21 protein-coding genes are annotated in these 20,647 nt (G+C 74.2%); 18 read left to right on the forward strand and 3 right to left on the reverse strand.

The annotated features are described in order from the left end of the window. Positions 1–5 precede the first annotated feature (5 nt). The 7 genes from ACPCUX_RS11335 (at position 6) to ACPCUX_RS11365 (ending at position 5,903) form a co-directional block, all read left to right on the forward strand. Complete coding sequence (locus ACPCUX_RS11335; RefSeq protein WP_409141742.1) at positions 6–644, forward strand: HIT family protein; 639 nt, start codon at positions 6–8, stop codon at positions 642–644. Beyond that, positions 644–1,312 (forward strand): phosphatidylinositol phosphate synthase, encoded by a 669-nt coding sequence (gene pgsA / locus ACPCUX_RS11340; RefSeq protein WP_423388776.1) that lies wholly within the window; start codon positions 644–646, stop codon positions 1,310–1,312. Before ACPCUX_RS11335 ends, pgsA begins: the two co-directional genes overlap by 1 nt. After that, the gene (locus ACPCUX_RS11345) at positions 1,312–2,292 is read left to right on the forward strand and encodes a phosphatidylinositol mannoside acyltransferase (protein WP_396051492.1); all 981 of its coding nucleotides are present in this window, start codon (positions 1,312–1,314) and stop codon (positions 2,290–2,292) included. Before pgsA ends, ACPCUX_RS11345 begins: the two co-directional genes overlap by 1 nt. A 2-nt stretch (positions 2,293–2,294) precedes the next feature. Continuing rightward, positions 2,295–3,500, forward strand: a complete 1,206-nt coding sequence (locus ACPCUX_RS11350) for a glycosyltransferase family 4 protein (protein ID WP_423388780.1) — start codon at positions 2,295–2,297, stop codon at positions 3,498–3,500. Continuing rightward, the gene (locus ACPCUX_RS11355; RefSeq protein WP_061267249.1) at positions 3,497–4,147 is read left to right on the forward strand and encodes a hypothetical protein; all 651 of its coding nucleotides are present in this window, start codon (positions 3,497–3,499) and stop codon (positions 4,145–4,147) included. Before ACPCUX_RS11350 ends, ACPCUX_RS11355 begins: the two co-directional genes overlap by 4 nt. Positions 4,148–4,338: 191 nt before the next feature. Continuing rightward, on the forward strand, positions 4,339–5,280 hold the full coding sequence (gene pdxS / locus ACPCUX_RS11360; RefSeq protein ID WP_034652135.1) for a pyridoxal 5'-phosphate synthase lyase subunit PdxS: 942 nt from the start codon (positions 4,339–4,341) through the stop codon (positions 5,278–5,280). Between the two features lie 59 nt (positions 5,281–5,339). Next, a complete protein-coding gene (locus ACPCUX_RS11365) occupies positions 5,340–5,903 on the forward strand; it encodes an NUDIX hydrolase (RefSeq protein WP_144682658.1) in 564 nt (187 codons plus the stop codon). 4 nt (positions 5,904–5,907) lie between these two features. On the opposite strand, the gene ACPCUX_RS11370 is transcribed toward ACPCUX_RS11365, so the two are convergent. Next, entirely contained in the window at positions 5,908–6,579 is a 672-nt protein-coding gene (locus ACPCUX_RS11370) for a hypothetical protein (RefSeq protein ID WP_423388777.1), read from the reverse strand. A gap of 83 nt (positions 6,580–6,662) precedes the next feature. On the opposite strand from ACPCUX_RS11370, the gene pdxT reads away from it, so the two are divergent. The 11 genes from pdxT (at position 6,663) to ACPCUX_RS11425 (ending at position 18,824) form a co-directional block, all read left to right on the forward strand. Beyond that, positions 6,663–7,325 (forward strand): pyridoxal 5'-phosphate synthase glutaminase subunit PdxT, encoded by a 663-nt coding sequence (pdxT, locus tag ACPCUX_RS11375; RefSeq protein ID WP_171467842.1) that lies wholly within the window; start codon positions 6,663–6,665, stop codon positions 7,323–7,325. Between the two features lie 6 nt (positions 7,326–7,331). Beyond that, positions 7,332–8,093: a YebC/PmpR family DNA-binding transcriptional regulator gene (locus ACPCUX_RS11380; RefSeq protein ID WP_171467843.1), complete on the forward strand. Its 762-nt coding sequence runs from the start codon at positions 7,332–7,334 to the stop codon at positions 8,091–8,093. A gap of 207 nt (positions 8,094–8,300) precedes the next feature. Further along, on the forward strand, positions 8,301–8,870 hold the full coding sequence (gene ruvC / locus ACPCUX_RS11385; RefSeq protein ID WP_034654762.1) for a crossover junction endodeoxyribonuclease RuvC: 570 nt from the start codon (positions 8,301–8,303) through the stop codon (positions 8,868–8,870). 198 nt (positions 8,871–9,068) lie between these two features. Next, positions 9,069–9,704: a Holliday junction branch migration protein RuvA gene (gene ruvA, locus ACPCUX_RS11390; RefSeq protein ID WP_423388778.1), complete on the forward strand. Its 636-nt coding sequence runs from the start codon at positions 9,069–9,071 to the stop codon at positions 9,702–9,704. A gap of 2 nt (positions 9,705–9,706) precedes the next feature. After that, positions 9,707–10,783, forward strand: coding sequence for a Holliday junction branch migration DNA helicase RuvB (gene ruvB / locus ACPCUX_RS11395; protein ID WP_061267253.1), 1,077 nt, complete (start codon positions 9,707–9,709; stop codon positions 10,781–10,783). A gap of 188 nt (positions 10,784–10,971) precedes the next feature. Next, entirely contained in the window at positions 10,972–11,430 is a 459-nt protein-coding gene (yajC, locus tag ACPCUX_RS11400; RefSeq protein WP_144723143.1) for a preprotein translocase subunit YajC, read from the forward strand. 81 nt (positions 11,431–11,511) lie between these two features. Continuing rightward, positions 11,512–13,509: a protein translocase subunit SecD gene (gene secD / locus ACPCUX_RS11405; protein ID WP_232322573.1), complete on the forward strand. Its 1,998-nt coding sequence runs from the start codon at positions 11,512–11,514 to the stop codon at positions 13,507–13,509. Then, the gene (gene secF / locus ACPCUX_RS11410) at positions 13,509–14,627 is read left to right on the forward strand and encodes a protein translocase subunit SecF (RefSeq protein ID WP_043651870.1); all 1,119 of its coding nucleotides are present in this window, start codon (positions 13,509–13,511) and stop codon (positions 14,625–14,627) included. Before secD ends, secF begins: the two co-directional genes overlap by 1 nt. Further along, entirely contained in the window at positions 14,624–15,229 is a 606-nt protein-coding gene (locus ACPCUX_RS11415; RefSeq protein ID WP_081895974.1) for an adenine phosphoribosyltransferase, read from the forward strand. The genes secF and ACPCUX_RS11415 overlap by 4 nt, the downstream gene beginning before the upstream one ends. 74 nt (positions 15,230–15,303) lie before the next feature. Next, a complete protein-coding gene (locus tag ACPCUX_RS11420; protein ID WP_043651895.1) occupies positions 15,304–17,646 on the forward strand; it encodes a RelA/SpoT family protein in 2,343 nt (780 codons plus the stop codon). Positions 17,647–17,717: 71 nt separating this feature from the next. Further along, positions 17,718–18,824 carry an ATP-dependent DNA ligase gene (locus ACPCUX_RS11425; RefSeq protein WP_211933603.1) on the forward strand — a complete coding sequence of 369 codons (1,107 nt, stop codon included), beginning with the start codon at positions 17,718–17,720 and terminating at the stop codon, positions 18,822–18,824. A gap of 29 nt (positions 18,825–18,853) precedes the next feature. Here the strand turns inward: ACPCUX_RS11425 and ligD are convergent, their stop codons facing one another. Together ligD and ACPCUX_RS11435 are read right to left on the reverse strand one after the other, a co-directional pair. Next, the gene (ligD, locus tag ACPCUX_RS11430) at positions 18,854–19,930 is read right to left on the reverse strand and encodes a non-homologous end-joining DNA ligase (RefSeq protein ID WP_085388000.1); all 1,077 of its coding nucleotides are present in this window, start codon (positions 19,928–19,930) and stop codon (positions 18,854–18,856) included. 10 nt (positions 19,931–19,940) lie between these two features. Further along, positions 19,941–20,597 (reverse strand): hypothetical protein, encoded by a 657-nt coding sequence (locus tag ACPCUX_RS11435; protein ID WP_211933602.1) that lies wholly within the window; start codon positions 20,595–20,597, stop codon positions 19,941–19,943. Between the last annotated feature and the right edge of the window lie 50 nt (positions 20,598–20,647).

The following is a 20,647-nucleotide window of genomic DNA, read 5'->3' on the forward strand; positions in this document are numbered from 1 at the left end:
GGCGCGTGAGCGACGAGCGCACGGGGACGCCCGGCGCGGCCGACGAGGCCGCGCCGGGCGCCGCACCCGACCCCGCGACCGGTGCGACGGTCGAGACGCCGGACGCACACCCCCGGTTCGACGACGGCCTGGACCGGCTCTGGACGCCGCACCGCATGGTGTACATCGGCGGGCAGGACAAGCCCGCTGACGACTCGCGCGGCGAGTGCCCGTTCTGCCGCGTGCCGGACCGCACGGACGAGGACGGGCTGATCGTCGCGCGCGGCCGGACGGCGTACGTCGTGCTCAACCTCTACCCGTACAACCCGGGCCACCTCATGGTCGTGCCGTACCGGCACGTCTCCGACTACACGGACCTCACGGAGGCCGAGACGGTCGAGGTCGCGCACCTCACGCAGACGGCCATGCGGGTCGTGCGCGCGGTGTCCGCGCCCGACGGCTTCAACCTCGGCATGAACCAGGGCGCGGTCGCGGGCGCGGGCATCGCCGCGCACCTGCACCAGCACGTCGTGCCGCGCTGGGCGGGGGACGCGAACTTCCTGCCGATCGTCGCGCAGACGAAGGCCGTGCCGGAGCTGCTCTCCGACACGCGGGCGCGGCTCGCGGACGCGTGGCCGACCACCGGCGAGGGGGACGACGCCTGATGTTCGGTCGTCTGCGCGCGCTCACCACGCGCCTGTTCACGCCGCTCGCCGCGTTCCTCCTGCGCGTCGGGGTGAGCCCGGACGCGGTGACCGTCACCGGGACGCTCGGCGTCGTCGTCGGCGCGCTGTGGCTCTTCCCCACGGGCCACCTGTTCGCCGGGGTCATGGTCGTCATGGTCTGCGCCTTCGCCGACGTGCTCGACGGCGTCATGGCGCGCCGCGCCGGCCGGTCAGGCCCCTGGGGCGCGTTCCTCGACTCGACGCTCGACCGGCTCGCCGACGCCGCCGTGTTCGTCGGGCTCACGCTGTGGTTCGTCCGCGCCGACGACCCGCGCCTCACGCCCGACCTCGCCGCGGGGGGGACCGTCGTCGCGCTCGCGTGCCTCGCGCTCGGCGCCGTCGTGCCGTACGCGCGGGCCCGCGCCGAGAGCGTCGGCATGACCGCGCAGGTCGGGATCGCCGAGCGTGCCGACCGCCTCGTCGCGGCCCTCGTCGCCGCCGGGCTCGTCGGCCTCGGCCTGCCGCCCGTCGTGCTCGTCGCGGTGCTCGGCCTGCTCGCGCTCGCGAGCGCGGTGACGGTCGTGCAGCGCGTCGCGACGGTGCGCCGCCAGGCGCTCGCCCTCTCCGCGAGCGCCTCCCGGACCGACGACACGGAGGACGGTCGCTGATGGCCCTCGACGCCGGCAAGGCGTTCACGTTCGCCTGGCGCAACGCGCGCAAGGTGCCTGACCCGCTCCTGCGCGGGCTGTTCGACGCGATCGCCGACGTGACGTGGCTCCTGCACGGCGGGGGGGTGCGCCAGCTCGAGCGCAACCTCGCGCGCGTCCGGCCCGGGCTCTCGCCGCGCGCCCTGCGCCGGCTGTCGCGCGCGGGGATGCGGTCGTACATGCGGTACTACCGGGAGGCCTTCACGCTCCCCGCCTGGACGCCGGAGCAGGTGGAGGCGCGCGTGCGGCTCGTCGGGTACGAGCACCTGGCCGAGCACCTCGACGGCGACCGGAGCCCGGTGCTCGCGCTGTCCCACCAGGGCAACTGGGACCTCGCGGGCGCGTACGCGACCCCGCACATCGCGCCCGTCCTCACGGTCGCGGAGCGGCTGAAGCCCGACGAGCTGTTCGAGGAGTTCCTCGCGTTCCGCACCGGGCTCGGGCTCGAGATCCTCGCGCTCGGCGACGGCGACGTCTTCCGCGACCTCGTGCGCGGCGCGAGCCGGCCGGGGAAAATCATCCCGCTGCTCGCCGACCGCGACCTCACCCACCGCGGCATCGAGGTCGACCTCTTCGGCGAGCGGGCGCGGGTCGCGGCCGGGCCTGCGGCGCTCGCGGTGAGCACGGGCGCGCCGCTCGTGCCGGCCGGCATCTTCTACGAGCGCCTGCGCGGGGAGCGGCGCCGGGCCGCGGGCTCGCCCTGGGGCCTGGTCATCCGCTTCTTCCCGCGCGTCGAGATCGCCATGGACGTCCCGCGCGCCCAGCGGGTGGCCGCGGCGACCCAGTCCTGGGTCGACGCGCTGAGCGTCGCGATCCGCGAGCACCCGCAGGACTGGCACATGCTCCAGAAGGTGTTCGTCGACGACCTCGACCCCGAGCGCTACGCGCGCACGCGCGCCACGGCGGGCGAGCCGGCCCCGGACGCGGAGCGTGCCGCATGAGCCTGCGCGTGGGCATCGTGTGCCCCTACTCGTTCGACGCCCCCGGCGGCGTGCAGTTCCACGTGCGCGACCTCGCCGAGGCGCTCATGGCGCGGGGCCACGAGGTCTCCGTGCTGGCCCCGGCCGACGACGACACGCCCGTCCCGGACTACCTCACCTCCGCGGGCGGCGCGGTCCCGGTGCGCTACAACGGCTCGGTCGCGCGGCTCACGTTCGGGCCGCGCACGGCGGGCCGCGTGCGCCGGTGGCTCGACGCGGGACGGTTCGACGTGCTGCACCTGCACGAGCCCGTGACGCCCTCGCTGAGCATGCTCGCGCTCTGGATCGCGCAGGGCCCGATCGTCGCGACCTTCCACACGTCGCTGGTGCGCTCGCGCGCGCTGCAGGTCGCCTACCCGCTCGTACGGCAGAGCCTGGAGAAGATCGACGCGCGCATCGCGGTCTCGGAGGACGCGCGGCGCACGCTGGTGGACCACCTGGGCGGCGACGCCGTCGTCATCCCCAACGGCGTGTACGTCGACACGTTCGCCGACGCCGCGCCGAGCCCGGCCTGGCAGGGCACGCCCGAGGCGCCGACGATCGCGTTCCTCGGGCGCCTCGACGAGCCGCGCAAGGGCCTGCCCGTCCTGACGGCCGCGATCCCGCGGATCCTCGAGCAGCTCCCCGGCGCCCGGTTCCTCGTCGCCGGGCGCGGCGACGACGGTCGGGACGCCGCGATCGAGGCGCTCGGCGCGCACGCGTCGTCCGTCGAGTTCCTCGGGGGCGTGAGCGACGAGGACAAGGCGAGCCTGCTCGCGTCGGTGGACCTCTACATCGCCCCGCAGACCGGGGGCGAGAGCTTCGGGATCGTCCTCGTGGAGGCGATGAGCGCCGGGGCGTGCGTCGTCGCGAGCGACCTCGGCGCGTTCCGCCGGGTGCTCGACGACGGCGCCGCGGGCGTGCTGTTCCCCGTCGGCGACCCCGAGGCGCTGGCCCGCGCGGTGGTCGACGTCCTCGCGGACCCCGACGCCCGCGCGGCGCACCGGGCGCGTGCGGCCGAGTTCGTGCGGCGGTTCGACTGGTCCGCGGTGACCGACCAGGTCTCCGCGGTCTACGACATGGTGCTCGCGGCGTCCGAGGCGGTCATCCCCGTGCACGAGGACCCGCGCTCGCGCCGCGGCGGGCGGCTGCTGGGCCGCGTCCGCGAGGAGGAGGAGGGTCGCCCGTGACCTGGTCCGAGACCGCCGTCCTCGTCCTCGTCGTCGCGGCCCTCGCCGCATGGCTGCTGTGGGTCGCCGCGTCGCGGCTCGACCGCCTCCACCGCAAGGTCATGGCGTCGCGGCTGGCGCTGGACGCCCAGCTCGTGCGCCGCGCGTCGGCCGCCGTGGACCTCGCGGCGTCCGGCGAGCTCGACCCCGCGAGCTCCGTCCTCGTCGCCGAGGCCGCGCACGCCGTCCTCGACGACGACGCCGACGCGCGCCGGCTCCGCGAGCAGGTTCCCGGCCTCGTGCCGGCGGACGGGCCGCGCCCCCGGCGCCTCCTGGGCGGCATGGCGGAGTCGCGCGCGCTCGCGGAGAGCGACCTCACCGCGACGCTGCGCTCCGCGCTGGAGGACGCGGACGACCTCGCTGAGGTGCGGTCGGTCCCCGCGGGCGACGAGCTGCTCGCCACGCTGTCCGCCGCGTGGTACCGCGCCCAGCTCGCGCGCCGCTTCCACAACGAGGCCGTCGCCCAGGCGCTGCGCGTGCGCAGCAAGTGGTGGGTGCGCCTGTTCCACCTCGCGGGCCACGCGCCGATGCCCGTGACGGTCGAGCTCGACGACGCCGCGCCCGACGCGCTCGTGCGCCCTGTCGCCACCGCGGCCACGCCCGACTGAGGAGCGGCTCTCGCGGACCGTACCGGGCTCGGCGGCCCGCTCCCGGCCGGTCCGGGGACCGGAGCCGTGGACGGCCCGGCGATAGGATGGGGAGCGCGTGGGAGCATGTGCCGTCGAGCCTGTTCGACGGCGTCCGCGCGCGAGCGCGCGACGTTCCCCTGACCTGAAGGTGTGAGGTACCGGTGACCAACGTGGCCGACCAGAACGTCCCTGCCGAGAGCGCCCCGGGCGCCGCGACCACGGAGGGTGCCGGCGCGGTCGGCACCGCGAAGGTCAAGCGGGGGATGGCGGAGATGCTCAAGGGCGGCGTCATCATGGACGTCGTCACGCCCGAGCAGGCGAAGATCGCCGAGGACGCCGGGGCCGTGGCGGTCATGGCGCTGGAGCGCGTGCCCGCCGACATCCGCGCGCAGGGCGGCGTCTCGCGCATGTCCGACCCGGACATGATCGACGGGATCATCGAGGCCGTCTCGATCCCCGTGATGGCCAAGGCGCGCATCGGCCACTTCGTCGAGGCGCAGGTGCTGCAGTCGCTCGGCGTGGACTACGTCGACGAGTCCGAGGTCCTCACGCCCGCGGACTACGCCAACCACATCGACAAGTGGCAGTTCACCGTCCCGTTCGTGTGCGGGGCGACCAACCTCGGCGAGGCGCTGCGTCGCATCACCGAGGGCGCCGCGATGATCCGCTCCAAGGGCGAGGCCGGCACGGGCGACGTCTCCAACGCGACCACGCACATGCGCACCATCCGCGGGGAGATCCGCCGCCTCACGTCGCTCCCCGAGGACGAGCTGTTCGTCGCCGCGAAGGAGCTCCAGGCGCCGTACGAGCTCGTCAAGGAGGTGGCCGCGACCGGCAAGCTCCCGGTCGTCATGTTCACCGCCGGCGGGATCGCGACCCCGGCCGACGCCGCGATGATGATGCAGCTCGGCGCCGAGGGCGTGTTCGTGGGATCGGGCATCTTCAAGTCCGGCAACCCCGCCCAGCGCGCGGCCGCCATCGTCAAGGCGACGACGTTCTACGACGACCCCGACGTGATCGCCAAGGTCTCGCGCGGTCTCGGCGAGGCGATGGTCGGCATCAACGTCGACGACATCCCCGTCCCGCACCGTCTGGCCGAGCGCGGCTGGTGACCGACCTCCGCGCGTCGCAGCCGTCCGTCGTCGTGCCGACGACGGACGGCTGAGCCGTCGTGGCCGAGGCCGCCGGAGCGCCGTCGTCCCTGGGCCCCGACTGGGTGCTCGGGGACGACGGCCTGTACTTCCGCCGCGGCGCGCGCGTGCTGCTCCTCGACGACGCCGACCGGATCCTCCTCGCACGCGGGCACGACGTCGACCAGCCCGAGCGCTCGTGGTGGTTCACGATCGGCGGGGGAGTCGACCCGGGCGAGAGCGACGTCGACGCCGCGCTGCGCGAGGTCCGCGAGGAGACGGGCCTGCGTCTGGACCCGGGCGCGCTCGTCGGCCCGGTGTACACGCGCAGCGCGATCTTCGACTTCTACCGGCAGCACTGCCGCCAGGACGAGGTGCTGTTCCTCGCGCGGGTCACCGGGGCCGACCGCGACGGCGGGCTGAGCCGCGACGGGTGGACCGACGTCGAGCTCGACGTCGTCGACGAGATGCGCTGGTGGGCGCTCGACGACCTGCGCGGCGTCCAGATCGAGGTCTTCCCCGAGGGGCTGCCCGACCTCGTCGCACCGCTGCTGCGCGGGTGGGACGGCGTGACGCGGCACCTCGGCACGGCGCGCGCGGACTGACCGGCTACGCCCGGCGGGCGATCACCCGCCACACGATCCCGCCGACGAGCATTCCCGCGCCCAGCAGCCCGCCGCCGATCGCGACGAACCACAGCACGATCGTGCCGCCGAGCGTCGCGAAGAACGTGCCGAAGCGCCAGCCCTCGGTGACGACGAACGTCGTGCCCGCGGGCGCTGCGCCCTGCGCGACGGTCACCGTGCACGTCCCGGACGCCGGCGGCGTCGCCTCGGCCACCGTCGTCGCCTGGGAGGAGCCCAGGCCGGAGCTGCCGGACACCGACGGGGCGCTCACCGTGAGGTCGCCGTCGGCGCAGGTCACGGTCACGTCCTCGACGTCGAGGCCCGCGCCGTCCGAGGACCCCGCGCGGCCCACCGCCCAGATGCTGTACGGCTGGCCGCCCGTGACCTCGAGCTCCGCCTCGCCCGGCACGTCGCCCGACGCGAGCGCCGCCGACCCGGGCCGGCCCGCGCCGTCGATCACGCCGGTCGGCAGCGCCCGGACGAACGTCGTGACGCCGAGGACCCCCGCCACGAGCGCGAGCACGAGCACGACGGCGCCGACCACGATCATCGTCGTGGCGCCGCGCGTGCTGCGCGGGGGCCGCGGCGCCGCCCCGGGGTACGGCGCCGGACCGGGCGCGGGATAGGGCTGGCCAGGGGCGGGCGGGTAGGTCACGACGGCGAGGCTAGCAACCGTGGGCGCGGCCGGAGGCCCGCCGCGGGACGGGCGGCGGGGCCGCCGACGTATCATTCCCCTTCGTGACGATCACGATCGGTGTCCTGGCCCTCCAGGGCGACGTGCGCGAGCACCGCGCCGCGCTCGAGGCCGCGGGCGCCCGCACGGTCGGCGTCCGCCGCCCCGAGGAGCTCGCCGGGGTCGACGGGCTCGTGCTCCCGGGCGGCGAGTCGACGACCATCGACAAGCTCCTGCGCATCTTCGAGCTCGACGAGCCGCTGCGCGCGCGCATCGCCGAGGGCCTGCCGGTCTACGGCTCGTGCGCCGGCATGATCCTGCTCGCCGACCGCATCCTGGGCGGCACCGCCGACCAGCGCACCATCGGCGGGCTCGACGTGACGGTCCGCCGCAACGCGTTCGGCCGCCAGGTCGACTCGTTCGAGACCGACCTCGCGTTCGCGGGTCTGGCGCCGGCGGACGACGGGCGCGACGGCGCACCGAGACCGGGCCAGGACGGGGACGCGGTGCACGCCGTGTTCATCCGGGCGCCCTGGGTCGAGGAGACCGGGCCCGGGGTCGAGGTGCTCGCCCGGATCCCCGAGCACGGCGCACCCGGCATCCCCGCGGCCGCCGCCGGTAGGATCGTCGCAGTCCAGCAGGGATCGCTGCTCGCCACCTCGTTCCACCCGGAGATCTCCGGGGACGCGCGCGTGCACGAGCTGTTCGTCAGAATCGCGAAGGGGTAGGAACGCATGTCAGGGCACTCCAAGTGGGCCACGACCAAGCACAAGAAGGCGGCCATCGACGCCAAGCGCGGCAAGCTCTTCGCGAAGCTCATCAAGAACATCGAGGTCGCGGCGCGCACGGGCGGCGGTGACCCCGCGGGCAACCCGACGCTGTTCGACGCCATCCAGAAGGCGAAGAAGTCGTCGGTCCCCAACGACAACATCGACCGCGCCGTCAAGCGCGGCTCGGGCACCGGCGCCGACGCCGTCGACTACCAGACGATCATGTACGAGGGCTACGGCCCCAACGGCATCGCCGTCCTGGTCGAGTGCCTCACCGACAACAAGAACCGTGCGGCCTCCGAGGTCCGCCTCGCGTTCAGCCGCAACGGCGGCAACCTCGCCGACCCGGGCTCCGTGTCCTACCTCTTCGCGCGCAAGGGCCTCGTCGTCGTGCCGAAGGCGGAGGGCGTGACCGAGGACGACGTCATGCTCGCCGCGCTCGAGGCGGGGGCCGAGGAGGTCACCGACTCCGGCGACGTCATCGAGGTGCTGTCCGAGGCGAGCGACCTCGTCGCCGTGCGCAGCGCGATCCAGGAGGCGGGGATCGAGTACGACTCCGCCGACTCGATCTGGCACCCGTCGATGGAGGTCGAGGTCGACGCCGAGGGCGCGCGCAAGATCCTGCGCCTCATCGACGCGCTCGAGGACAGCGACGACGTGCAGAACGTCTACGCCAACTTCGACGCGTCGGACGAGGTCATGGCGGAGCTCGATAACGACGACTGATCCGGCGGAGCTCGCGTCCTGATGGTCGGGTCGCGGCGCGGCCGGGAGGTCGGTGCGCGGTCTACCATCCGCGGCGCTCGTGCCTCGCGCCGCTCCCGCCAGGCCCGCCACGACCGCGCACCGACCTCCCGGCCCCACCGCTGGCTGGTCCGTCGCCGGACCGCGTGGCACGGCCGGTCCGTGCCGTTCACGTGAAAGGGTCGAGGGGTGCGCGTTCTCGGAGTGGATCCTGGGCTGACCCGGTGCGGTGTCGGGGTGGTGGACTCCGCGCGGGGGCGGCGGGCCGAGCTCGTCGCGGTCGGGGTGATCCGGACGGACCCGGAGCTGAGCGTGGACCTGCGGCTGCTGCGGATCGCGGAGCGGCTGGACGCGTGGTTCGACGAGCACGTGCCCGACGTCGTGGCGGTCGAGCGCGTGTTCGCGCAGCACAACGTCGGGACGGTCATGGGCACCGCGCAGGCCGCGGGCATCGCGATGGTCGGGGCCGCGAAGCGGGGCGTCCCCGTCGCGCTGCACACGCCGTCGGAGGTCAAGGCCGCGGTCACGGGGAGCGGACGCGCCGGCAAGGAGCAGGTCCAGCGCATGGTCGCGGGGATCCTCGGCCTCGCGGAGCCGCCGAAGCCCGCGGACGCGGCCGACGCGCTCGCGCTCGCGATCTGCCACCTCTGGCGCCCCGCGGGCGCCCTGCAGGGCGGCGAGCGGCACGAGCTCACGGCCGCGCAGCGCGCCTGGGCGGCGGCCGAGCACGCGGCGAAGGGACGGCGCGCGCCGCGCTAGCGGCGCCGGTTCCGCCGGTCGTGCCGGTGGGCGGTGCCGGCGTTCCGTGTCGGTCGGTCGGCGGGTGGGCGGCCCTTGCTAGAGTGACCGCGGTCGTACGGGTGTTCGACGCGCCCCTCGGCGCGCGGCCCGACGGCGGTCCTCGGGCCGGCGGACCATCGGACCAGGTCGGTGCTGCCGGCCGGGAGAGGAGCCTGCGTGATCGCGTCCCTGAGCGGTGTCGTGGCGAGCGTCCAGCTCGACCGCGCCGTGCTCGAGGTCGGAGGAGTGGGCTACCTCGTCCACGCCACGCCCGCCACGCTCGCCGGCCTGCGCGTAGGCGAGACGGCGCGCCTCGCGACGAGCCTCGTCGTGCGCGAGGACTCGTTCACGCTCTACGGCTTCGCCGACGACGACGAGCGCGCCGTCTTCGAGATCGTCCAGACCGTGAGCGGCGTCGGACCGCGCCTCGCGCTCGCGATGCTCGCCGTGCACACGCCCGACGGCCTGCGCCGTGCGGTCGCGGGCGCCGACATCGCCGCGCTCGTGCGCGTCCCGGGCATCGGCAACAAGGGCGCGCAGCGGATCGCGCTCGAGCTCGGCGACAAGCTCGGCCCGCCCACGGGTGCCGACGCTCCCGAGGCGGGATCGACCGCCTCGGCGTCGGCGCCGCGTCCGGAGGACCGACGCGACCAGGTGGTCGAGGCGCTCGTCGGGCTCGGCTGGAACCTCAAGGCCGCGGACGACGCGGTGTCCACCGTGCTCGCCGAGGCGGGCGTCGACGTCGTCGAGGCACCCGACGTGGCGGGCGCGCTGCGTGCCGCGCTGCGGGTGCTCGGCGGGCCGAGGAGCTGACGATGGCGACCTTCGACCAGGTGGGACTCGACGACCTCGGCGGGGACGGCACGTTCTCGTCCGAGCGCATCGTCGCGGCGGGCGCGGACGACCTCGAGCGCGCGGCCGAGGCCGCGCTCCGGCCACGACGGCTGGAGGAGTTCGTCGGCCAGGCCGTCGTGCGCGACCAGCTGTCGCTCGTGCTCCAGGCCGCGCTCGCGCGGGGGAGCGCACCCGACCACGTCCTCCTGTCGGGGCCACCCGGGCTCGGCAAGACGACGCTCGCCATGATCATCGCCGCGGAGCTCGGCACGTCGCTGCGCGTGACGTCGGGGCCCGCGATCCAGCACGCCGGCGACCTCGCGGCGGTGCTGTCCTCGCTCGAGGAGGGCGAGGTCCTGTTCATCGACGAGATCCACCGGCTCGCGCGACCGGCCGAGGAGCTCCTCTACATGGCGATGGAGGACTTCCGCGTCGACGTCGTCGTGGGCAAGGGGGCCGGGGCGAGCGCCATCCCGCTCTCGCTGCCGCCGTTCACGGCGGTCGGCGCGACGACGCGCGCCGGGCTCCTGCCCGCGCCGCTGCGCGACCGGTTCGGCTTCACCGGGCACCTGGACTTCTACTCGGGCGACGAGCTCGAGCGCGTGCTGACGCGCTCGGCCGGCCTGCTGGGCGTCGCGCTCGACCCCCAGGCCGCCCGCGAGATCGCGGGGCGCTCGCGGGGGACGCCCCGCATCGCGAACCGCCTGCTGCGGCGCGTGCGCGACTGGGCGCAGGTGCGCGGCGACGGGACCATGGACCTCGCGGCCGCGCGCGCGGCCCTCGAGGTCTACGAGGTGGACCCGATCGGCCTCGACCGGCTCGACCGCGCGGTGCTCACCGCGCTGTGCACGCGCTTCAACGGCGGTCCCGTCGGCCTGACGACGCTCGCGGTGACGGTGGGCGAGGAGGCGGAGACGGTCGAGACCGTCGCCGAGCCGTACCTCGTGCGCGAGGGGCTGATCGGGCGGACGCCGCGGGGCCGCGTCGCGACCCCGGCCGCCTGGGCGCACCTCGGGCTCACCCCGCCGCGCGAGGGCGGCACGCTCTTCGACGCCTGAGGCGACGCCGGCGGTCATGGGCCTGGGAGGGCGTCCCGTGACGGCGGTCACAGGCGCTCCGCGGGTGGTCCTAGAATGGTCGGACCCGGGCGGGCGGAACTCCGCGGCGAGACGGCTCGTTGGTGAACCGTGCGCGCACGCCTAGACTGCGCGCAGATCCCGCACAGAACAGGACACGAGACTCCGTCATGGATATCAGCTTCATCCTCATCCTCGCCCTCGCGGCGGGTGCGATGTTCCTCATGACCAGCCGCACCCGCAAGCAGCAGCGCGAGGCCCAGAACTTCCGGGCGACCCTCGCCCCCGGGCAGGAGGTGATGACGGGCTCGGGCATGTTCGGCACGGTCGTCGACGTCGACGACGAGGCCGACGTCATCACCATCGAGTCGACGCCGGGCAACCAGTCCCGGTGGCTGCGCGCCGCGATCGCCAAGCTCGTCGAGCCCCCGGTCGAGGAGACCGAGGAGACGACGGCGGACGACGCGGCCGAGGACGCGGCCGAGTACGGCACCGCCGGTGCCGACGCCGGGACCACCACGAAGGGCGACGTCGACGACCTCGTCGTGCCCGACGACCTCTCCGGTCTGACCGACGACCGGTCGGAGAAGGACCGCGGACGCCGGGACGACGGCACCGACATCAAGTGACCCTATGCCGGTCGCTGCCGCGACCGGCCTGACGCGGTGGGCCGCGAGGCCCACCGCACACGCACGAGAAGAGACGGACAGTTGGCCACCAGCAGCACACGAGCGAGGCCCGTACGGACCCTCGTCACCCTGGGAATCCTCATCGTCGTCCTCTTCGGGTCCCTCTTCGCGGGCACGAAGCTCGACCCGAAGACCGAGGACAACCCGGGCGGGGCGAGCCTCACCCCGGGCCTCGCGCTCGATCTCGAGGGTGGCACGCAGATCATCCTGGAGCCCGTCACCACCGACGGCTCGCAGCCGACGGCCGAGGACATCAACCAGGCGATCAACGTCATCCGCCAGCGCATCGACGCGCAGGGTGTCTCCGAGGCCGAGATCACGAGCCAGGGCCGCAACAACATCGTCGTCGGCATCCCGGGGCAGCCGTCCCAGGAGACCATCGACCTCGTCAGCACCTCGGCCCAGATGCGCTTCCGCCCCGTGCTCTCCGTGGGCATGCCGACGGCGACGCCCGCCGACGAGTCCACCGACCCGGCCGCGGGCGACGACGCCGCGGCCGAGGACGCCCCGGACGCGACGGAGTCCGCGGACGCCGCCACCGACGGCGCGACGGACCCGGCGGCCGAGGACGGCACCGACCCGGCGGCCGACGCAGCGACGGACGCCCCGGCGGACGACGCCACGACGGACCCGGCGCCGGAGACGACCCGCCCGGAGAACCCGAGCGACCTCGCGCAGATCACGCCGGAGCTGCAGGCGCAGTTCGACGCGCTCGACTGCACGCTCCCCGAGAACCTCGTGGGCGGCGACAGCGGCCCGACCGACAGCGCGTTCGTCTCGTGCGCCGACGACGGCACGGCCAAGTACATCCTCGGCCCGGTCGAGATCGAGGGCACCGACATCTCGAACGCGAGCTCCGGCCTGCGCGTCGGGCAGAACGGCGTCGTCACCAACGAGTGGGTCGTCAACATCGAGTTCGACTCCGAGGGCACCAAGGCCTTCCGTGACGTCACGACGCGTCTCACGACGCTCCCGTCGCCGCAGAACCAGTTCGCGATGGTCCTCGACGGCCTCGTCATCTCGGCACCCGTCTCGCAGGTCGCGATCCCCGACGGCAAGGCCGAGATCTCGGGCAGCTTCACGCGCGACAGCGCGGCGACGCTCGCGAACCAGCTCAACTTCGGCTCGCTTCCCCTGACGTTCGAGGTGCAGAGCCAGGAGCAGATCTCCGCGACGCTCGGCTCCGAGCAGCTCGAGAAGGGTCTGCTCGCGGGCGCGATCGGCCTGCTGCTGGTCGTCATCTACTCGCTCTTCCAGTACCGCGTGCTCGGCCTGGTCACCGTCGCGTCGCTCGGCATCGCGGCCGTCGTGACGTTCGGCGTGATCTCGGTGCTCTCGTGGACGATCGGGTACCGCCTGTCTCTCGCCGGCGTCGCGGGGCTCATCGTCGCGATCGGTATCACCGCGGACTCGTTCATCGTGTACTTCGAACGCATCCGCGACGAGCTGCGCGACGGCCGGACGCTGAACTCCGCCGTGGAGAAGGGCTGGCAGCGTGCCCGCCGCACGATCCTCGCCTCGGACGCGGTGAACTTCGTCGCCGCGGTGGTCCTGTACTACCTGGCGGTCGGCGGCGTGCGCGGCTTCGCGTTCACGCTGGGCCTGACCACCCTGGTCGACCTGATCGTGGTGTTCCTCTTCACGCACCCGCTCATGCAGCTCCTCGCCCGGACCAAGTTCTTCGCGAACGGCCACCCGGCGTCGGGTCTCGACCCGCGGCGCCTCGGGGTGCGCGGCACGCGGTACGCAGGTCGCGGCCGCGTCGTCGGGGCGACCTCGACGGCACCCGCGGACGGCGGCGACGTCGTCGAGGACGCGCCGGTGCAGGACGCCCCGGCGCGCGAGCGCACGGCGCCCGTCCGGGAGACGGTCGGTGCCGGCGTCGGCCGGTCCGACGGCCCGCGCATGACCATCGCCGAGCGCCGTGCCGCCGAGCGGCGGGCCGCCGCCTCCGCGGACGGCGACGAGGGGTCCCCGGCCGCTGACGCGGCGGGCGACGAGAACGAGGAGAAGCACTGATGGCCAGCGGTTTCGCCCAGTGGGGCAACGACCTGTACACGGGCCGCCGGTCCTACGCCATCGTCGCCAAGCGGCGCGCCTACTTCGTGGTGGCGCTCGTCCTGGTCGTCCTGTCCCTCGGCATCATCGGGGTCCGGATCGCCGGTGACGGGCTCAACCTCGGCATCGAGTTCCGCGGCGGGTCGGAGTTCACCGTCTCGGGCGTCTCGGACACCTCGCAGCAGCCGGCGCTCGACGCCGTCGCGGCGGTCGCCCCCGAGGAGGTGCCGCGCGTCACCTCGGTGGGCTCCAGCACCGTGCGGGTGCAGACGGCGGAGCTCAGCAACGCGCAGGTCGAGCAGGTCGCCGTCGAGCTCGCGAGCGCGTACGACGTGTCCGAGGGGGAGGTGACGAGCTCGTACATCGGCCCCACCTGGGGCAAGGACGTCTCCCAGAAGGCGATCGTCGGCCTCGTCGTCTTCCTGCTCCTCGTGAGCCTGGTCATGACGATCTACTTCCGGAACTGGCGCATGGCGCTCGCCGCGGTCATCGCGCTGTTCCACGACCTCATCGTCACGGTGGGCATCTACGCGGCGATCGGCTGGGAGATCACGCCGGCGACGGTGATCGGCCTCCTGACGATCCTCGCGTACTCGATCTACGACACGGTCGTGGTCTTCGACAAGGTCCGCGAGAACACCGCGGGCGTCCTCGACCAGACGCGCAGCACCTACGCCGAGCGGGCCAACCTCGCGATCAACCAGACGCTCGTGCGCTCGATCAACACGTCCGTCGTCGCGCTGCTCCCCGTCGCGGGCATCCTCTTCATCGGGGCGTTCCTGCTGGGCGCGGGCACGCTGCGCGACATCGCGCTCGCGCTCTTCGTCGGCATGGCCGTCGGCGCGTACTCGTCGGTGTACCTCGCGACGCCGCTCGAGGTCGCGCTGCGCGAGCGCGAGAAGCCGATCCAGGAGCACACGGCCAAGGTCCTCGCGCTGCGCGCGGAGCGGGCCGAGGTCGCGGGCGACGAGGAGGACGCCGCGCTCGCGGCGGCCGGCGTCGGGGCGGGGCACCGCCAGCTCCAGCCGGGCGCGCACCAGGGCAACAAGGCGCAGCCGCGCCGCCGTCGTCCCCGATGACGGCACCCGGTCACGTGCCGGCCGGCGAGGCGGGCGGCCTGCGCGCCGTCCACCTCGCCGGGCTCGGCCCGGAGCGCGCCTCGCGCGTGCTCGAGCTCGTCCGTGCCGTCCCGGACTACCCGGGACCAGGGATCGTCTTCCGGGACATCACCGGCCTGCTGGCGGACGGCGACGCCTTCGGCCACGTGGTCGAGGCGCTCGGCGACGTCGCGCGCGCCGCGGGCGGGGTCGACCTCGTCGCGGGCATGGAGGCGCGGGGCTTCCTCATCGGGGCGCCGCTCGCGACGCACCTCGGCGTCGGGTTCGTGCCGCTGCGCAAGGCGGGCAAGCTCCCGCCGCCCACGGACACCGTCACGTACGACCTCGAGTACGGCACCGCGACCATCGAGCTCCGGTCGGGAACACTGCCCCCGGGTGCGCGTGTTCTCGTGGTGGACGACGTGCTCGCGACCGGGGGCACGGCGGCCGCGGGCGCCGAGCTCGTCGAGCGCGGGGGAGGCGTCGTGGTGGGCCTGGCGTTCCTCCTCGAGCTCGAGGGTCTGGGCGGCCGTGAGCGGCTCGCGGGCCGCGAGGTGGCCACGCTGGTCCACGTCGAGTCGTAGGATTGCCACTCCGGTCGTCTCGGCTGGTCGCCGGCATCGTGCCGGTGGCGGCCGCCCTGCGGAAGGAGGCGCGCATGAGCGAGAACACCCGGACGTCGCGCGCTCCTGAGCGCGCGGGCGCCCCGACCTCCGGCACCGGCGGCTCGGGCGGGCGCGGTGTGCGCTCGCGCCTGGTCCGCTTCGGCGCGCGCCCCAACGCGGGCAGCCCGGCGCTCGAGCCGGTGCTCCAGGCCGTCCGCACCAACCACCCGCGCACGGACCTGAGCGTCATCGAGCGCGCGTACGAGACCGCCGAGCGCGCCCACCGCGGCCAGCTGCGCAAGAGCGGCGACCCGTACATCACGCACCCCGTCGCGGTCGCGACGATCCTCGCCGAGCTCGGGTTCGACGGGTCGACGCTCGCCGCCGCGCTGCTGCACGACACGGTCGAGGACACCGACTACTCGCTCGCGCAGCTCACCGAGGAGTACGGCGAGGAGATCGCCATGCTCGTCGACGGCGTGACCAAGCTCGACAAGGTCACCTACGGCGACGCGGCGCAGGCCGAGACGGTGCGCAAGATGGTCGTCGCCATGGCACGGGACATCCGCGTGCTCGTCATCAAGCTCGCCGACCGCCTGCACAACGCGCGCACCTGGAAGTACGTGTCGTCGTCGTCGGCGGGTCGCAAGGCGCGCGAGACCCTCGAGATCTACGCGCCGCTCGCCCACCGCCTCGGCATGAACACGATCAAGTGGGAGCTCGAGGACCTGTCGTTCCAGGCCCTGTACCCCAAGGTGTACGACGAGATCGTCCACCTCGTCGCCGAGCGCGCGCCGGCGCGCGAGGAGTACCTGGCCGTCGTGCGCGAGCAGGTCACGGCCGACCTGCGCAGCGCGAAGATCAAGGCCACCGTCACCGGCCGGCCGAAGCACTACTACTCGATCTACCAGAAGATGATCGTGCGCGGCCACGACTTCGCGGAGATCTATGACCTCGTCGGCGCGCGCGTCCTGGTGGACAGCGTCCGGGACTGCTACGCGGCGCTCGGTGCGCTGCACGCGCGGTGGAACCCCGTGCCGGGGCGGTTCAAGGACTACATCGCGATGCCGAAGTTCAACATGTACCAGTCGCTGCACACGACGGTCATCGGGCCGGGCGGGAAGCCGGTCGAGATCCAGATCCGCACGCACGAGATGCACCGGCGCGCGGAGTACGGCGTCGCGGCGCACTGGAAGTACAAGGAGACCGCGAAGTCGGGCGGCAAGACGGCGAAGGACGACGCCGCGGCCAACGACATGCGGTGGCTGCGCCAGCTCGTGGACTGGCAGCGCGAGACGGCCGACCCGGCCGAGTTCCTCGACTCGCTGCGCTTCGAGATCGGCGGCGCGGAGGTCTACGTCTTCACCCCCAAGGGCGACGTCATGGCGCTGCCGGCGGGCTCGACGCCGGTCGACTTCGCCTACGCGGTGCACACCGAGGTCGGGCACCGGACGATGGGCGCGCGCGTCAACGGGCGGCTCGTCCCGCTCGACTCGACGCTCGAGAACGGCGACTCGGTCGACGTCCTCACCTCGAAGTCCGAGAACGCGGGTCCGAGCCGTGACTGGCTCGCGTTCGTCAAGAGCCCGCGGGCGCGCAACAAGATCCGGCAGTGGTTCTCCAAGGAGCGCCGCGAGGAGGCCGTCGAGCACGGCAAGGACGCGATCGCCAAGGCGATGCGCAAGCAGAACCTGCCGATCCAGCGCCTGCTGTCGCACGAGTCGCTGGTCGCGCTCGCCAACGAGCTCCGCTTCGCGGACGTCACCGCGCTGTACGCGGCGATCGGCGAGGGCCAGGTGTCGGCGGCGAACGTCGTCTCCAAGCTCGTCCAGGCGATGGGCGGCGAGGAGGGCACGGTCGAGGACGTCGCCGAGACCGCGCGCCCCGGGAACACCGCGCGCCGCGTGCGCACGGGCGACCCGGGCGTCATGGTCAAGGGCGTCGACGACATCTGGGTCAAGCTCGCGAAGTGCTGCACCCCGGTCCCGGGCGACGAGATCATCGGGTTCGTCACGCGCGGGCAGGGCGTGAGCGTGCACCGCGCGGACTGCGCGAACGTCGTCGGGCTGCGAAACCAGCCCGAGCGGATCGTCGACGTCTCGTGGACCACGGGCAGCAACGCCATGTTCCTCGTGCAGATCCAGGTCGAGGCGCTCGACCGCGCGCGCCTGCTCTCCGACGTGACGCGCGTCCTGTCGGACAACCACGTGAACATCCTCTCGGCGACCGTCTCGACCTCGAACGACCGCGTGGCGATGTCGCGCTTCGTCTTCGAGATGGCGGAGCCCGCGCACCTCGCGCAGGTCCTCAGCGCGGTCCGCAAGGTCGACGGCGTGTTCGACGTCTACCGCATCACGGGGACGAAGGCCGCAGAGACGGCGCAGCTCCCCGCCTGAGCCCGCGGGCGGCACGCTGACCGAGGCCACCACGCCGCGCAGGGCGGCAGGCCCGGTGGCAGCATCGGCACATGGACCTGCCCGTTATGCCTCCCGTGCTGCCCATGCTCGCGAAGTCCGTGCCCGCCGTGCCCGAGCCGGACGCCGTCGACGGCGGGTACGTGTACGAGCCGAAGTGGGACGGCTTCCGCGCGATCGTGTACCGCGACGGCGACGAGGTGCGGCTCGACAGCAGGAACGCGCGGCCCATGGACCGCTACTTCCCCGAGGTCGTCGAAGCGGTGCGGACGGCTCTGCCGCCCCGGTGCGTGGTCGACGGCGAGATCGTCGTCGCGCGCGACGGTCGCCTCGAGTTCGAGGTGCTCCAGCAGCGCATCCACCCGGCGGCGTCGCGCGTGCGCCTGCTCGCGGAGCAGACCCCCGCGGCCCTCGTCGTGTTCGACGTGCTCGCGCTGGGGGACGAGGACCTCACGCGCGCGCCGCTCGCGCGGCGGCAGGAGGTGCTCGACTCCCTGGGCCTCGACGGCCCGGCCGTGCACGCCACGCCCCGCACGCGCGACGTCGCCGTGGCGCGGGAGTGGTTCGACACGTTCGAGGGGGCGGGCCTGGACGGCGTCGTCGCCAAGCCGCTCGACGGCACGTACCAGCCGAACAAGCGCGCGATGCTCAAGATCAAGCACGGTCGCGAGGCGGACGTCGTGCTCGCGGGGTACCGCCTGCACAAGACGTCGACCCCCGCGAAGCCGCTGCTCGGCTCGCTCCTGCTGGGCCTGTACGACGACGCGGGCCAGCTCCAGTTCGTCGGCGTCGCCGCGTCGTTCCCGACGGCGCGGCGCGCCGCGCTGGTCGAGGAGCTCGCGCCGCTCGTCGTCGAGCCGGGCACGCCGGACGCGGACGCGCACCCGTGGTCCGGGTGGGAGAACCCCGCCGGGGAGCGGATGCCGGGTGCGGTGTCGCGCTGGAGCTCGGGCAAGGACCTGTCGTTCACGCCGCTGCGCCCTGAGCGCGTGCTCGAGGTCGCCTACGACCACATGGAGGGCTCCCGGTTCCGGCACACCGCGCAGTTCCGGCGCTGGCGCGACGACCGGGACCCGGGGTCGTGCACCTACGAGCAGCTCGAGGAGCCGGTGCGCTACGACCTCACGGGCATCCTGCCCGGGGCGCCGGGCGTCGGCTGACGCGGCGAGCGCCCCGGGGGCGCGCCACGTCAGTCCCGGGCGCGGTCCCGGTCCTTGCTCGGCTGGACGCGCTTGGGCTCGCCGGGCATCTTCGGGTACTCGGGCGGGTAGGGGAGGTCCCCGAGCCCGTGCTCGGCCTCGTCGCGCCGGGACAGCTCCAGGGCGGGCTCGAGCGACGCGCCCGGGTCCTCCCGGTCGGCGCGCAGGGGTGCGAAGAGGTCGCCCACCGCGGCGAGGCGCGCGGGCATCGACAGCACGTCGAAGTCGTCCGGGTGGACGTCGCCGAGCTCCTCCCAGCGCAGCGGAGCGGACACCGTCGCGCGCTGGTTGGAACGGATCGAGTAGGCCGAGGCGATCGTGCGGTCGCGCGCCATCTGGTTGTAGTCGACGAAGATCTTGGCGCCGCGCTCCTCCTTCCACCACTTCGTGGTGACCTGGTCCGGCAGGCGGCGCTCGAGCTCACGACCGATCGCGATCGTCGCGCGGCGCGCGGCCACGAAGTCCCACTCGGGCGCGACCGGGACGAACACGTGGATCCCGCGGCCGCCCGACGTCTTGGGGTAGCCGGGGAGGCCGAGCTCGTCGAGGATCTCGCGCAGGTGCGGTGCGACGCGCACGGCGTCGTCGAAGTCGGTGCCCGGCTGCGGGTCGAGGTCGATGCGGAGCTGGTCCACCGCCTCGACGTCCCCGCCGCGCACGGGCCACGGGTGGAACGTCAGCGTGCCGAGGTTGGCCGCCCAGGCGACGACGGCGAGCTCCGTGGGGCACACCTCGTCGGCCGTGCGCCCGCTCGGGAACGCGATGCGCGCGGTCTGCACCCACTCCGGTGCGCCCTTCGGGATGCGCTTCTGGTAGAACGCGTCGCCGGTGTTGTCCGTGCGCGTGCTCATGCGCGCGCCCTCGAACACGCCCTTGGGCCAGCGCTCGAGCGTCGTCGGGCGGTCGACCAGGGCGCCGAGGATGCCGTCGCCCACGTCGAGGAAGTACTGCACGACGTCGAGCTTGGTGAGCCCGCGCGCGGGGAAGACGACGCGGTCCGGGCTCGTGACGCGCACGGTCCGTCCTCGGACGTCGAGCTCCACGGGAGGAGTCGTGGCTGCGGCCATGCCGACCAACCTAGACCGGGTCGTCGGTCCCGGCGAGCAGGAGCGCGAGGGTGCGCCGCGCCTGCGCCCGGCCGGCCCACCGGTGGCGCAGCTCGAGCGACCGCGCCGCCGCACGGGCATCGAGCCCGCACACCGCCTCCAGCCGGCGCAGGGTGCTCAGCGCCGTCTGCACCGGCTCGCACCGGGTGGCGACGTCGAGCGCGGTCCGCAGCACCGACGTGACGAGCACGCCCGCGACGAGGCTCGTCTCGTCGCGCAGCACGTGCGCCTGCCGCGCGGCCCGGCCCTGCCGCGGCGGTGGGCGGTGACGCCCGGGCGGGTGGACGACGTCGAGCACGCGGGGCGGCGCGGAGCCGCACAGCACCCACGCGGCGGCCGCGCCCGCGAGCACCGTGCCGCGCGGCACCTGGTCGCGGACGGCGAGCGCGCGCAGCGTGGGGGTGACGGGGACGCTCGCCGGAGCGGCGACGTCGCCCCACAGCCGACGCAGGGCACCCGCGCGGACGAGCTCCTGGAAGGCCGCCGGCCCGCCGACCTCCTCCGGGACGACGAGGAGGCCGACCTCCGGTCCCGGCGGCGCGAGCAGGTGCGCGAGCGCGGCGGCGGGGACGTGCCCCGTGGCGCGGGCGGGTACGGCGTGGTCGGGCGCGGTCGTGGCTGCGGGCACGGCCCTACCGTGCCGCACGGCCGTGGGGACGCGGAAGGGCCGGTAGCCTG

This window comes from Cellulosimicrobium sp. AB352 (assembly GCF_049538415.1).
Taxonomy (GTDB): Bacteria; Actinomycetota; Actinomycetes; order Actinomycetales; family Cellulomonadaceae; genus Cellulosimicrobium; species Cellulosimicrobium funkei.

Bases quoted from the DNA above. Each gene is read 5' to 3' on its own strand.
- secF (WP_043651870.1), top strand. From the start codon at position 13,509: ATGGCCAGCGGTTTCGCCCAGTGGGGCAACGACCTGTACACGGGCCGC.
- pgsA (WP_423388776.1), top strand. From the start codon at position 644: ATGTTCGGTCGTCTGCGCGCGCTCACCACGCGCCTGTTCACGCCGCTC.
- ACPCUX_RS11345 (WP_396051492.1), top strand. From the start codon at position 1,312: ATGGCCCTCGACGCCGGCAAGGCGTTCACGTTCGCCTGGCGCAACGCG.
- yajC (WP_144723143.1), top strand. From the start codon at position 10,972: ATGGATATCAGCTTCATCCTCATCCTCGCCCTCGCGGCGGGTGCGATG.
- ligD (WP_085388000.1), bottom strand. From the start codon at position 19,930: ATGGCCGCAGCCACGACTCCTCCCGTGGAGCTCGACGTCCGAGGACGG.
- ACPCUX_RS11425 (WP_211933603.1), top strand. From the start codon at position 17,718: ATGGACCTGCCCGTTATGCCTCCCGTGCTGCCCATGCTCGCGAAGTCC.
- ruvB (WP_061267253.1), top strand. From the start codon at position 9,707: ATGGCGACCTTCGACCAGGTGGGACTCGACGACCTCGGCGGGGACGGC.
- ACPCUX_RS11415 (WP_081895974.1), top strand. From the start codon at position 14,624: ATGACGGCACCCGGTCACGTGCCGGCCGGCGAGGCGGGCGGCCTGCGC.
- ACPCUX_RS11380 (WP_171467843.1), top strand. From the start codon at position 7,332: ATGTCAGGGCACTCCAAGTGGGCCACGACCAAGCACAAGAAGGCGGCC.
- ACPCUX_RS11420 (WP_043651895.1), top strand. From the start codon at position 15,304: ATGAGCGAGAACACCCGGACGTCGCGCGCTCCTGAGCGCGCGGGCGCC.